Origin of the sequence: Candidatus Pelagibacter sp. Uisw_094, from assembly GCF_047729535.1 — a bacterium.
Lineage (GTDB): Bacteria > Pseudomonadota > Alphaproteobacteria > Pelagibacterales > Pelagibacteraceae > Pelagibacter.
On record NZ_CP159823.1, the window covers coordinates 1,238,046 to 1,251,423 of the forward strand.

Annotated in this window: 11 protein-coding genes and 1 pseudogene; 2 read left to right on the forward strand and 10 right to left on the reverse strand. The window is 31.5% G+C overall.

From position 1 onward, the window contains the following. Positions 1-2: 2 nt before the first annotated feature. The 4 genes from ABXT72_RS06750 to ABXT72_RS06765 all read right to left on the reverse strand — a co-directional run bounded on the left by ABXT72_RS06750 (position 3) and on the right by ABXT72_RS06765 (position 4,186). Positions 3-1,364, reverse strand: coding sequence for a TRAP transporter large permease (locus tag ABXT72_RS06750; RefSeq protein WP_415278179.1), 1,362 nt, complete (start codon positions 1,362-1,364; stop codon positions 3-5). Further along, positions 1,354-1,938 carry a TRAP transporter small permease subunit gene (locus tag ABXT72_RS06755; RefSeq protein WP_415279175.1) on the reverse strand — a complete coding sequence of 195 codons (585 nt, stop codon included), beginning with the start codon at positions 1,936-1,938 and terminating at the stop codon, positions 1,354-1,356. Before ABXT72_RS06755 ends, ABXT72_RS06750 begins: the two co-directional genes overlap by 11 nt. A gap of 93 nt (positions 1,939-2,031) precedes the next feature. Continuing rightward, positions 2,032-3,192: a TRAP transporter substrate-binding protein gene (locus tag ABXT72_RS06760; protein ID WP_415278180.1), complete on the reverse strand. Its 1,161-nt coding sequence runs from the start codon at positions 3,190-3,192 to the stop codon at positions 2,032-2,034. A 166-nt stretch (positions 3,193-3,358) separates the two neighbouring features. Further along, positions 3,359-4,186 (reverse strand): DUF4198 domain-containing protein, encoded by an 828-nt coding sequence (locus ABXT72_RS06765; RefSeq protein ID WP_415278181.1) that lies wholly within the window; start codon positions 4,184-4,186, stop codon positions 3,359-3,361. On the opposite strand from ABXT72_RS06765, the gene ABXT72_RS06770 reads away from it, so the two are divergent. Continuing rightward, positions 4,161-5,279 (forward strand): HupE/UreJ family protein, encoded by a 1,119-nt coding sequence (locus ABXT72_RS06770; protein WP_415278182.1) that lies wholly within the window; start codon positions 4,161-4,163, stop codon positions 5,277-5,279. The two genes, ABXT72_RS06765 and ABXT72_RS06770, sit on opposite strands and share 26 nt — an antisense overlap. A 133-nt stretch (positions 5,280-5,412) precedes the next feature. Here the strand turns inward: ABXT72_RS06770 and ABXT72_RS06775 are convergent, their stop codons facing one another. The 3 genes from ABXT72_RS06775 to ABXT72_RS06785 all read right to left on the reverse strand — a co-directional run bounded on the left by ABXT72_RS06775 (position 5,413) and on the right by ABXT72_RS06785 (position 8,373). Beyond that, positions 5,413-5,919: a hypothetical protein gene (locus ABXT72_RS06775; RefSeq protein WP_415278183.1), complete on the reverse strand. Its 507-nt coding sequence runs from the start codon at positions 5,917-5,919 to the stop codon at positions 5,413-5,415. Positions 5,920-6,181: 262 nt separating this feature from the next. Then, positions 6,182-7,399 (reverse strand): MFS transporter, encoded by a 1,218-nt coding sequence (locus tag ABXT72_RS06780; RefSeq protein WP_415278184.1) that lies wholly within the window; start codon positions 7,397-7,399, stop codon positions 6,182-6,184. Between the two features lie 20 nt (positions 7,400-7,419). After that, positions 7,420-8,373 (reverse strand): 2-hydroxyacid dehydrogenase, encoded by a 954-nt coding sequence (locus ABXT72_RS06785; protein WP_415278185.1) that lies wholly within the window; start codon positions 8,371-8,373, stop codon positions 7,420-7,422. Positions 8,374-8,425: 52 nt separating this feature from the next. On the opposite strand from ABXT72_RS06785, the gene ABXT72_RS06790 reads away from it, so the two are divergent. Continuing rightward, positions 8,426-9,802 (forward strand): FAD-binding oxidoreductase, encoded by a 1,377-nt coding sequence (locus tag ABXT72_RS06790; protein WP_415278186.1) that lies wholly within the window; start codon positions 8,426-8,428, stop codon positions 9,800-9,802. Positions 9,803-9,810: 8 nt separating this feature from the next. On the opposite strand, the gene ABXT72_RS06795 is transcribed toward ABXT72_RS06790, so the two are convergent. From ABXT72_RS06795 to ABXT72_RS06805, 3 genes and pseudogenes are all read right to left on the reverse strand, one after another. Further along, positions 9,811-10,974: a pyridoxal phosphate-dependent aminotransferase gene (locus ABXT72_RS06795; protein WP_415278187.1), complete on the reverse strand. Its 1,164-nt coding sequence runs from the start codon at positions 10,972-10,974 to the stop codon at positions 9,811-9,813. Positions 10,975-11,046: 72 nt separating this feature from the next. Then, positions 11,047-12,198: pseudogene (locus tag ABXT72_RS06800) on the reverse strand (alpha-hydroxy acid oxidase). A 2-nt stretch (positions 12,199-12,200) separates the two neighbouring features. Then, complete coding sequence (locus tag ABXT72_RS06805) at positions 12,201-13,349, reverse strand: alpha-hydroxy acid oxidase (protein ID WP_415278188.1); 1,149 nt, start codon at positions 13,347-13,349, stop codon at positions 12,201-12,203. Positions 13,350-13,378 lie beyond the last annotated feature (29 nt).

Genomic DNA, 13,378 nt, shown 5'->3' on the forward strand with positions numbered 1-13,378 from the left:
ACCTAGTTTGCAAATAATGTTTCTGGTAGCCACAAAGCAATACCTGGAAACATATACATAAGGAACATTGCAAATATTACTATGCCCAAGAATGGCATAATTCCTGCAAATATTTCCATCAGCTCAACATTGTTTTTTTGTACACCTTTTAAATAATAGGCAGACATGGCCATGGGTGGTGTCAAAAAAGATGTTTGTAAATTAAGAGCAATCAACATTGCAAAGAAATATGGATTAACATCAAATACCTCAAGTAACGGTAAAAATATTGGTACAAATATAATTAAGATTTCAGTCCATTCTAACGGCCATCCTAAAAGAAAAATTATTATTTGTGTAATAATTAAGAATTGCCAAGTTGTTATTTCTATTGATTTGAAAAAATGCTCAAAAATTTCATGACCACCCAAATAAGAAAAGACTGAAGAGAAAGTCCATGAACCAATAAATAACCACATAATCATTGCTGTGGTTTTTGCTGTTAGAAAGACAGATTCTTTAAAACTTTGCCACTTAAGAGTTTTGTAAAACCAGGATAAGAGTATTGCTCCAAATGCTCCTGCTGCTGCTGCCTCTGCTGGTGTTGCTATACCTGCCAGAATTGTTCCAAGTACCAACATTATTAAGCCAAAAAGAGGGACAAAAGAAACTAGTACTTCTTTTAAAATCTCTGCTCTTGGTGGAATGTCCGCTGCATCTGGCTTGGGTGCAATTGATGGATTTATCCAAGCTCTGATTACAACATAAGCTATATATAAACTTGCAAGTAAAAGTCCTGGGAAAATTGCTGCAGCAAATAATCTTAAAGGTGATAATTGTGCAATCACTGAATATACAATTAACATAATACTTGGTGGTATTAAAATACCCAGACATCCCCCAGCACAAATTACTCCTGATGCAAATTTTTTATCATATCCCGCTTTAACCATTGCGGGCCAAGCAAGTAAGCCCATTAAGGTTACAACAGCACCAATAATTCCAGTTGCTGTAGAAAATAAAGTACAAGTTATTAATGCAGCTACTGCCATTGAAGCTGGCAATCTATGAGCTGCAAGTCTTATTGCAAAAAATAATTTTGATACAATTCCAGCTCTTTCAACTAAATACCCCATAAATAAAAAGAGGGGGACTGCAGTGAGGACATTATTATCCATAACTGTGTAGGTATTTTTTACAAATAATGAAAATATTCTATTATCAAAAATATGATCCATTAAAACAGGATCATAATAAGCATAATATCCAAAGCCTATTCCCATCGCCATTAAAGTAAATGCAATTGGAAACCCTAATAGTACCGCAAATAAAAATATCCCCATCATGAAGATAGCTACTTCCGGATTTGTTAAACTAAATAACATCTTTTTGATCCTCGTCCTGAGCTGTTCTCATTAAAATTTGTTCTGTTTCTTCTGCAACAACCATTCTTGCAGGCCAATGTCCCGTTTGAATACAAATGATTGATCTAAATACTTCAGCAACTCCTTGTATAGTTAAGAATACTCCTGCTGCTGGTATCAAGGATTTTGCCATATAAATATTAATCTGTGCTGGGCTACTCCAACTAGTTTCTTTTATCTTCCAAGCAAGTGCCGCATATTCAAATCCATAAAATGCTAAAGCTATTACGCCAGGAAAAAAGAAAATAAAATAAAGTATTAAATCAATCCAACCTTGTGTTCTTGGTTTGAATAACCTGTAAATCACATCTCCTCTGACATGAGATTCCGTTGCCAAACAATAAGCACCTGACATCATTAATATTGCACCATACATCTGCATACTAAAGTCAAAATTCCAAAGTGTTGGTTTGTTAAATATATATGCCATTGTTACTTCATAGCAAGTTCCACCCATTAAAATGACAATACACCAAGAAAAAGCTTTACCTATTGAAGTGCTTAATGTGTCAGCAAATTTTATGTAAGCTCTCATCATGATTTAAATAGAATACCCTAATTTTTTAAAAACTGTACTATAAAAAAAGGGGAGCCAAAACTCCCCTCTTTTAAATTATTTAAAAGCTAATTAGATTTTAACTTTTCCAATTGGACCAAACTCATTTTCATAAGCTAGTTTGTAATTAGGCTGATTCATCAGCAAGTACTTCATTACTTTCTTAGCATATGCTTTTTGAGAATCGATAACCCTCTTGAAGAATGCATCTTTTGCAGAGAACTCTCCAACAATTTTATCCCAACCTTTTAACTGTTCAGCTAAAATGGCATCAGACGTTTGGTAAACATTAACCTTATGCTCGTTCATCAACATAGCTAAACTGTCAGAATATCTAACAAGTGCTTTGAAGTAGTTATCTGTATTCGCAGCATAAGCAGCGTTTTTTAAGATAGCTTGATGAGCAGGTGAAAGGCTTTTTAGTCTCTTCGTGTTCATAGGAATTTCAAACATCTCTTGAGATTGGTGAAAACTTCCTAAGTGATAGTGTTTAGAGACATCTTGCATTCCAAACTGTGAGTCTGATGTTGGGTTGTTAAACTCTGCAGCATCAATCAAACCAGTTTTCATTGCTGGTTGGATTTCACCACCTGGCAATTGTCTTACGACCATTCCCATAGCAGTTAAAACGTTAGTCGCTAGACCAACTGTTCTATACTTCATACCTTTAACATCAGATACTTTAGTTACATTCTTTTTGAACCAACCAAAAGGTTGTGCTGGCATAGGCATATGAAAGAATCCAGTGTAGTTATATCCAACACTAGCTACTGCTTCTTCATATAATTTTCTTCCACCACCACGTTCCATCCATCCCATAACTTCTTGAGATGACATTCCGTATGAAGGACCAGTTCCAAAAAGTGAAGCTGCAGCGTTTTTACCATACCAATATGCAGTCACCCAGTGACCCATATCAACTATTCCATCGCTTACCGCTGCTCCAATTTCTGAAGTTTTAACAATTGAGTTAACAGGCTGAAGATCAATTTTAAGTGATCCACCAGACATGTCACTAACCATATTACAGTAGTCTTGCGCCATTTCAAAAAAGATGTTTGCACCTGATGGCCAAGCAGCTTGCATCTTTAATACAGTAGCGTGAGATCCTGCAGTTGCAATATTAGGCATTGCTACAGCTGTTGCTGCTGCTGCACCTGTGACTGCTGCCGCTTTAAAGAACTTACGTCTTGAAGGTGTTGTAGCCCTCAAAGATTTTTTATCTTTAATCATTATTTCTCTCCCTTATTATTAGTTAATTAACCGAACTCATACTACCTACAGTTAGATATGAGTGTCTACGGAATATTTAACTCCAAGTTATAAAATAAACCATGATTATAAGCTTAATATTAGGTAGAGACAAAGATGTATACAACCAACAAGTGTATTAAGACGTTTATTTTTTTATTACTAGGCTTGCCCACAAACTAAACCAATCTGATTTGAATTTAAGTTTTTGGAAATAATTTGCTTTATTTAGCTTAACAGCACTTAATAAATAAGTTCTATTTTCAATAGTTCTTATTTTTCCTACTCCATTTGAATTGGTTTTGATCTTTTCTTTATAAGTATTATTTTCATCTTTACTAAAAATAGTAATTTGCCAGTTTCCTAATGGCTTATTTTTTTCAAAAAGTTGAAATTCAAAAAAACTATTCTTAAGTTTGTAAGGTGTGCTCAAGGCAATAATTTCAAAATCTAATTTTGATTTTTGAATAAAAAAACCTTTATTTCCATCAGTAATTAATACTTTTGCAAACCTTCTATAATTTTCTGTAGGAATTTTATTTCTATCAAACTTATCTATAGTGCTTTGAAGGCCCTGTTCTTTTACAAAATCTTCGAACTTTTCAACAGAGTCATACTTTAAGAATTCATTATTAGTTTCATAGTTTAAAACATGAAATCCTTGCTCTGAAATTAATATTTGAATTGCTGGAAAATCTCCATCCCTCTGTGATAATTGTGTTACTTTATTTCTACTTTCTAAATATAGGCTTTTTTTATTTGGGCTATAAAACCCAAAAGGAGAACCCATAAAATCTTGACCAATATTAATATTAGTTTTAAATAATTCCTTGTTATTAAAATTAAAATTAATTGGTTCAAGCCATAACTCGTGCGCATGTACTTTAATTTTTAAAAAAGTTACTAAAAATATGATTACAAATAAATATAGAAACTGCTTTAATAAATTAATGTTTTTTAAGATATTTATATTCATACTATTCTTTATTAAATCATCTTATGCTCACGAACTGCGTCCAGCAATTGCAAATCTTAATATTTATGAGGAAGATAATATCACAAACGCAAATCTATCAATCCAATTAAATTTAGAAGCTATTATTGCAGGCATAGAAACAAAACATTCTAATACAGAAAATTCTGAAAAATCTGAAGAATATAAGGATTTAAGAAGAATGAACCCAGCAGTTTTACTGCATCAATTTAACTCTAAGATCAAAAATTTTAATAATAAAATTAATCTAACATCCAATATTTCAAATTTAAACTTAACCTTGATAAGCGTAGTCATACCAGAAGTGGGTAATACTGACATAATTAGAGACACTACTGTTACTTTTGATATTCAAAATATTAAAGAAGAACGATTTAAATTTTATTGGGATAAAAATTTAGGATCAATTATTTTACGTATTAATTCAATTCATAATGAACCTCTCTATACTGAATTGATTGAGGGGGGTAAACAATCTAAATGGTTTAGTATAAAGAATAAAATAGAGGTGGGACTTTTTCAAAATGTTAAAGAATATACCTTGCTAGGATTTAAGCACATTATACCAAAAGGTTTGGATCACATTTTATTTGTACTAGCGTTATTTCTTTTATCTCCAAAACTGAGGCCTTTAGTTTTACAAGTTTCAATTTTTACTTTAGCCCACACAATTACTTTGTTCTTGGGTGCACTAAAAATAATAACAATTCCAGCAATTATTGTTGAACCAATCATTGCTCTATCTATTTGCTTTATAGCAATTGAAAATTTGTTTACTGAAAGTATAAGAAGAACAAGACCCTATATAATTTTTATTTTTGGTCTACTTCATGGTTTGGGTTTTGCAGGAGTTTTGAATGAAATTGGAATTTCAACAAACCTATTTATTTCAAGTTTAATTTCTTTTAATGTTGGAGTTGAGCTTGGTCAAATCAGTGTAATTATTTTTTCATATATTTTTATTGCACTATTATTCCAAAAAAAATCATGGTACCAAAATAGAGTTACTAAACCGATTTCAATGATTATCGCATCTATTGGCTTTTATTGGTTTATCCAAAGATTATTTTTTTAATATTATAAGCAAAAAATTACCGTAAGTAATTCTAGTTTTTAAAGGCATTTTTTTTAAATAAACAACTCTTGATTATAATTAAATATTATAATCGTTAAAGACCCTTAAATTTAGGGTTGGTATTGCACTAACCCTAATTGATTAAATCTTGTTTGAATTTCATTAAAGAAGCTAGTAAGTCAATTTTCCAGTTTATAAATTCAATAATAACTTCCTCTGAAGGTCTAACATTCCTAATTTTTTGATCTGTTGTTGTTTTTGATCTTGCATCCAATTTAATAAAAAAATTTAATTTTATTCCATCATCAACTATTTGAGCAACTGTTTTATAAGAATACTCTGGTAGCTTGCTAGAAATTTTTTCTTTATATATCTCTTCTCCTAACTCATTAGATTCAAATATTATTAAAAAAACTTTATATTTTTTAATTGAAGAAAAAATCCATTTAATACCAGATTTATCCTCTTGGTACTTTAAGACAGCACTTGAATGTCTGGCCATTTCTAAGTTAAGAGCACACATTCTATCTGGCGATATATCGAAAGGAAGTTTTGCTAGGTTTAATTTGCTAATTATGTTTTTTTGTCTTTTTAGATCTTCAGTACTTAAATTAATTTTTTTAGTAACATTTAAAACCATGTTTAATCCAGTGGAAATAATTTTTCTTTAAGTTTGGTTAGTCTAAAATTCATAAATTAACTATACCTTAATTGATGACTTAATATATACGGGAAATAAGCATGTAAATAGTAGGCTTTAAATCTATCTATATTAATTTTTCATCTTCATACACACAACATTTCTCTGGAGGAATATAAAGGTTTACCTTTTCTGATGGAACTTCAGTTTCTCGAAAGCTTGGTGTTTCACGTACAACAATTTACAAACACTTAAATTAAAATTAATTTTTAGAATTTTTTATTAAGAAAAATAAGTAAGAAAAAAAAGAAGTTAATAAAAAAAATATCATAGCAAATCTAAAGCCTAAAATTTCTGAAAAACCTAAGTTCATAGTTAAATCAATAATTACCCCAATAATCCATTGAAGTGCGAATGCTCCAATAAAAAGAAGTAAATTAAACGAAGTCAGTGCTTTTCCTGTATTCGAAAATGAAAAAGCCATACCTACCGCTGGTTGGGTTAAAGATAAAAAAACAGAGCTTACTGCAAAAAAAGCCCAATGATATGCCCCTGCTTTAGGTCCAAGATAAATTATAAAAGCTAGTACAATTAAATTTAACGGCGCACCAAATTTCAATAATCTTATTGCATCTGAAACATTTTTTGAAATTTTAGGAACTAAATAACCCCAAGATAGGAATGATATTAAAAGAGAAAAATAAATTATGAAAAGACCATTTGCACTTTGCTCAGGTGTATATCCAGAAACTTTAACCATCCATGGTCCTGCCCAAAGTGTCTGAATAGCAAATAATCCACCATAATTAAAAAATCCCATTGGAACTAAACTTTTAAAAAAATTATTATTCCAAATTTCTTTTAAAGAACCATTATCCTTTGAATTACTTTGGGTGTTTGCTTTATTCCAATTAGGTATAAAAAAAATAATTAAGATAATACAAAATATAGTTAATAGAGCTAAAGTGATAAATATCATTCTCCATCCAACTATTGGTAAAAAAAATTGTACAGGTAAACTAGAAGAGAGCATTCCAATTGCTCCTACCATTAACATCCATGAGTTTGCTCTTTGCTGTGTTTCGTCTTGATACCAAATTCTATAAGCAGTTAATGGACCCATCAAACAAGCACCCACACCTACTCCAATTAAAATTCTTGATAATAGGAGTGTGATAAAATTATCTGATAAAGAAAATGAGATCATGCCCAATACCGCTATAAGTAAAAAATATGAAACTATTTTTTTTGGACCTTTGTTATCTAATAGGTATCCTAGTGGAATTTGGACAGCAGCAAAACCTAAAAAATATCCACCACCCAAAAGTCCCAAATCTCCAGCTGATAAATTAAATTCTGATATAAGATTAGGCGAAATGGTTGCTGTAATTGCTCTTAATAAATTAGAAATATAATAACCTAGAGCGAAAACTAAAAATATAGTTATCGCTTTTTGTCTAGGCAGAATAACTTTATTCATAATTGAAAATTATAAAGAAACTAATTTACTTTATTTTTGCAATTTCCTGTTTTAAAAAACTCATCAATATTGTCTATAGCTAGATTAGCCATAGCAATTCTTGTGTGTTTAGTCGAACTTCCAAGATGGGGTAATATGAATGCACTTTTTATTTTAAGATAACCAGGATTTAAATTCGGTTCACCCTTATAAACATCAAGTCCTGCTGCATAAATTTTTCTTCTATTTAGTGCATCAATTAAAGCTTCATCATCAACAATATCTCCACGAGCTACATTTGTTATAACAGCACCTGTTGGAAAATATTCTAATGTTTCTTTATTAATCAAATTTTCTGTTTCTTTTGTTGCAGGACAACAAATAGACAATACATCCGAAACTCCAAAAAGACTTTTGATGCTATCGTGATATATAGCACCCTGTTCTTTTTCATCACTTAGTTTTGATCTGTTGTGATAATGAATAATCATACCTAAAGATTTTGCTATTTTTGCAATCTTTTGTCCTATCCTTCCCATACCTAAAATTCCAAGTCTTGAACCTGTTAACTGTTTTCCAATCAAATAATCTGCTGACCATTTCCAATTACTTTCTTTTGCAGCTTGAATACCTTCTGGAACTCTTCTGCATGCTCCAAGAATTAATAAAATCCCAATCTCAGCTGTAGCGTCCGATAAAACTTCTGGCGTATTAGTTACTGCTATTCCTCTTTTTTTAGCTGCTTCTAAATCAATATTTCCAAAACCAACTGCAAAATTAGAAATTACCTTAATACTATCTGGTAGTTTGCTTATAGTATCTTCATCCATCTTATCAGTTAAAGAAGTTAATATTGCATCATAGCCCTCACTTAATTCAATAAGTTTTGACTGAGAATATAACTCATCATTGCCATTAAGTTTTGAATCAAATGTTTTTAAGGCTTTTTCTTCAGATTCTTTTAAAAGTTTCCTAGTAATTAAAATTTTTTTCATAATTTAGACTATTTTTTTTTAATTTAAGGTTGTTATACTATTTAAAAAAATAATGGAAAACAATACATTACAAACAGAACTTTCAAGTCTTTTAAAAGATAGGTTTTCTATTTCAAAATCTACTAGGGCAAACTATGCAAGAGGAGAGGATGCTTATGAAGCAGTTTTATCTCAAGCTGTAGTTTTTCCAGAAACAAACGAAGAAGTTTCAAAAATACTATCCTTATGCAATAAGCATAAAATTCCTGTAGTTCCTTTTGGAACCGGAACATCTTTAGAAGGTAATGCTGTTGGAAATGAAAATGGTGTAACTTTATCTTTGGAAAAAATGAATAAAGTTTTAAGTGTTAATGCTGGAGATTTTGATTGTAGAGTTCAGGCAAATGTTACTAGAAAACAACTAAACGAACACCTGAGAGATGATGGTGTTTTTTTTCCAATTGATCCAGGTGCAGATGCAGCACTAGGTGGAATGGCTTCGACTTCAGCTTCAGGAACAATGGCTGTCAAATATGGAACCATGAGAACAGTTGTATCAGGCTTGACTGTAGTGTTACCAAGTGGTGAAATTGTTAAAACTGGAACTCGCACAAAAAAATCATCTGCAGGCTACAACTTAACAAATTTATTTATAGGTTCTGAAGGAACTTTAGGGGTTATCACTGAAGTACATTTAAGACTATCACCAATACCTGAAAGTATAATGAGTGCAGTATGTCATTTTCCTGATCTTGAAACTGCAGTTTTGACATCACAAGAGGTTATTCAATATGGCGTTCCAATAGCAAGAATAGAAATGTTAAATAAAGACCAAATGGAGATTTGTATTAATTATTCAAAATTAGAAAATATGGAGGAAAAACCAACACTCTTTTTTGAGTTTCACGGTAGTGAAGAATCAAACAAAGAAGCCATTAAAATTGTAGAAGAATTATCTAAAAATAATAATGGAAGTGATTTTAAATGGGCTGTGTCACTTGAGGATAGAAATAAATTATGGCAAGCAAGGCATGACGTTTATTATTCTGTAAAAGCACAAGGTAAAAATGTTAAGATTTATTCAACAGATGTATGTGTACCTGTTTCAAATTTAGTTGAGTGTATTAATTTTGCTGAAACAGAAATAAAAAAATTTGGTCTTAAGGCACCAATGGTTGGTCATGTTGGAGATGGGAACTTTCACGCAATCATAATGTATGACCCAGCTGTTGAAGGTTCTTATCAAAAAATTAGAGATTTTAGTGATAAGCTTATAGATAAGACCTTGGAACTTGAGGGAACAATTACTGGTGAGCATGGTATTGGATTGCAGAAAAAAGCTTATCTTCTTAAGGAACACCCAGACAATTTACCTTTGATGAAATCAATTAAAAGAAGTCTTGATCCAAACAATATAATGAATCCAGGTAAAATTTTTGATCTTAATTAAAAAAATTTTTAGCCTAACATCTTTTTAATATTCTCTAATGCCTGAGAAATACTATCTTCTGAGGCTGCAAAACTAAATCTTACATAATCTATAGCAGTTTTACCAAAAGCTGTTCCTGGGACTATGGCCACACCTGCTTCGTGCATAGCTTTTTTTGCAAATTCAGAACCATTCATGCCAGTACCTATAACTTTTGGAAATACATAAAAAGCTCCACCTGGCAAACTACATTCAATACCCGGTAAACTATTTAAACCTTCATGAATCAATTTTCTTCTTTGGTCAAATTTTACCATCATTTCATGGATTGCATCGTCTGGTCCATCTAAAGCTGCAATTCCTGCAAATTGTGACGGAGCATTAACACATGAAACACTATTAATAATTAGTTTGTTTACATGTGGTATTAATTCTTCTGGCCACACACTCCACCCCATTCTCCAACCTGTCATAGCGTAAGCTTTACTCCAACCATCTAAAACTATTAATCTATCTTGCAAATCAGGATAATTGAAAAATGTTGGCATTTCTTTTCCATCATAAATTTGTCTACTATAAATTTCATCACTAAGGATTGCTACATGAGGATATTTTTTTAACCCTTCTGCTAAAACATCTATTGCAGATTTTTCAACAAAACTTCCTGTTGGATTATTTGGGTTAATTAATATTAGCAATCTAGTTTTATCAGTGATTAGTGATAAAATTTTTTTTGGATCAAATTTTAAATCTTTATCTTCTGTTAAGTCATATGGAACTGCTGTTGAACCTGTATAATTAATCATTGATTCGTATATTGGGAATGCAGGCGTTGGATGTATAATTTCTGCACCTGATTCACCAAACATCTGTATTGCATAATACATGGTTGGTTTGCCGCCTGGCATTATTAAAACTCTTTCAGGGTCAATATCCTTATTATAAAGTTTTTTGATTTTTCTGCTAACTGCCTGTCTGCATTCTAAGATTCCATTAGATAAAACATACCCATGATGACCATCATCTAAAGCTTTTTTTGCAGCATCAACAATATGTTGTGGAGTTTTAAAGTCAGGCTGACCTAAACCTAAATGTATCATAGGCTTACCCTGTGCTTCTAATTTTTTTGCTTCAGCTAAAACACTAAATGCAGATTCAGTTCCTAGTCTTTGTAAATTTTTTGCTAACTTCATAACAATTTAATTCTAGTATAATATTTTATAATTTAATTTATTTTTTTTATATATAATCTTAATAAGTAAAAATTATTTTCTATAGATTAATTTTGACATATTTAATTCTTTCAAGTTCTTACAGCCCATTAATACCATATTTCTATTAATTTCATCATGCATGTTTTGCAATAGACGTTCCACGCCCGGTTGACCCCCAGCACTCAATGCAAATAAAAACATTTTTCCAAAACTACATGCTGTAGCACCTGCTGCTAAAGCTTTTAAAACATGGGTTCCTCGTCTGACTCCACCATCTAAAATAATCTCTAATTTATCTCCAACAGCCTCTCTAATCGCATTAACTTGATCAAAGGGTGATCTTGATCCATCTAGTTGTCTTCCACCATGATTTGAAATCATTATTGCTGTGCAACCAATATCTATTGCTCTTTTTGCATCATCAACTGACATCACTCCTTTTAATGCAAAAGGACCATTCCATTTTTTCACACAATATTCTGCATCTTTCCAGCTCATTGCTGGATCATACTGTTCATTAATATATTCAATTACTGATTTTGCAATATTAGTTCCTTTGTCTGTTTTATTTTTAACATTAGACATTTCAAATTTTCCATGAGTAAAATAATTAAATACCCATTGTGGATGAAGGGCAAAACTTATTAAACTTTGCAATGTAAGTTTTGGTGGAGTTGTAAATCCAGTTCTATGATCTTTTTCTCTATTACCAGCAACCAAAGTATCAACAGTTAAACACATTCCATCAAAGTTAGATGCTCTACACCTATCTATTAAGTCATCTGTAATAGAGTTATCTTTATGTACATAAAGTTGAAATAGCTTTGGACCACTTGAAATGGAAGCAATTTCCTCAATACTATTATTTGCCATTGTTGACATGCTGTAAAAAGTTCCAAATTTTTCTGCAGCTCTTGCTGATGCCTTGTCTCCCTCGTGGTGATAAAGTCTTTGCATTGCAGTTGGTGAAAGAAAAATTGGCATATCAATTTTTTTTCCAAAAACAGTTGTTGATAAATCTGGCTTGCCAACACTTGCAAGAATATTAGGAACCAAATCACAGTCATTAAAGGATTCAGTATTTCTTCTTAATGTTTACTCATCATCAGCACCACCATCAATATAATGAAAGATGGGTGAGGGTAATTTTTTTTTAGCTAATTTTCTAAAATCATTAAAATTATAACAGTCTTTTAAATTCATAATTATCTAAACCTTAAGTTGTTTCTATTTAAATCACTTATTTTGGTACATCCCATTAATTTCATATCTCTTACTAATTCTGCTTTATATTTTTCAATAGCTCTCTCGACACCTGCTTGTCCTCCAGCAGCTAAAGCATATAAATAAAGTCTTCCTCCTGAACATGCTTTTGCACCTAATGACAACGCTTTAAGCATATGAGTTCCTCTCTGAAATCCACCTTCACAAATTACATCTAATTTATCCCCAACTGCATCAACTATTTCAGCAAGCTGATCAAAGGGTGCTCTCGATCCATCAAGTTGTCTTCCCCCATGATTTGAAACCATTATTCCAGTGCATCCAATATCAACTGCACGCTTTGCATCTTCAACACTCATAATTCCCTTAAGTGCAAAATGCCCACCCCATTGAGAACAAAGTTTTTCAGCATCTTTCCAGTTCATGGATTGATCTAACATGGTAGAAAAGTATTGTCCTATTGAGGTATTGGTGTCTGTGCCCTCTTTTACATAATCTTGAAGATGAGGTAATTCAAATTTACCTTTTGTTAAATAATTTATTCCCCACATTGGTTTTGTTGCAAAACTAAAAAGACTTGAAAGTGTAAGTTTTGGAGGTGATGTAAATCCAGTTCTTAAATCTCTTTCACGGTTTCCTCCAGTTATTGTGTCTACTGTTAAAGCCATAACATCAAATTTAGCTGCTTTTGCTCTTTCCAAACAGGAATCATTTAAACCTCTATCTTTATGAAAATAAAACTGAAACATTTTTGGTGTATCAACTAGTGAGGCTATTTCCTCAACACTCACAGTTGCAAGAGCTGAAACACCAAACATCGTATTAAATTTTTGGGCTGCTTTTCCAACTGCTCTTTCTCCATCATAATGAAATAATCTCTGTAGCGCTGTTGGTGCAAGATAAAAAGGTAGATCTAATTTTTTTCCAAAAATAGTAGTAGATAAATCAACATTCTCAACACCTCTTAAAACATTAGGAACTAAGTCAACATCATTAAACGAACTCGTATTTCTTTCATAAGTAGTTTCATCATCTGCTGCACCATCAATGTAATGAAATATAGGTGAGGGTAATTTTTTTTTTGCTAATTTTCTAAAATCACTAAAGTTATGGCAGTCTTTTAAGTTCATTGGTTAATTTCTTGAATAAAAATTAGATT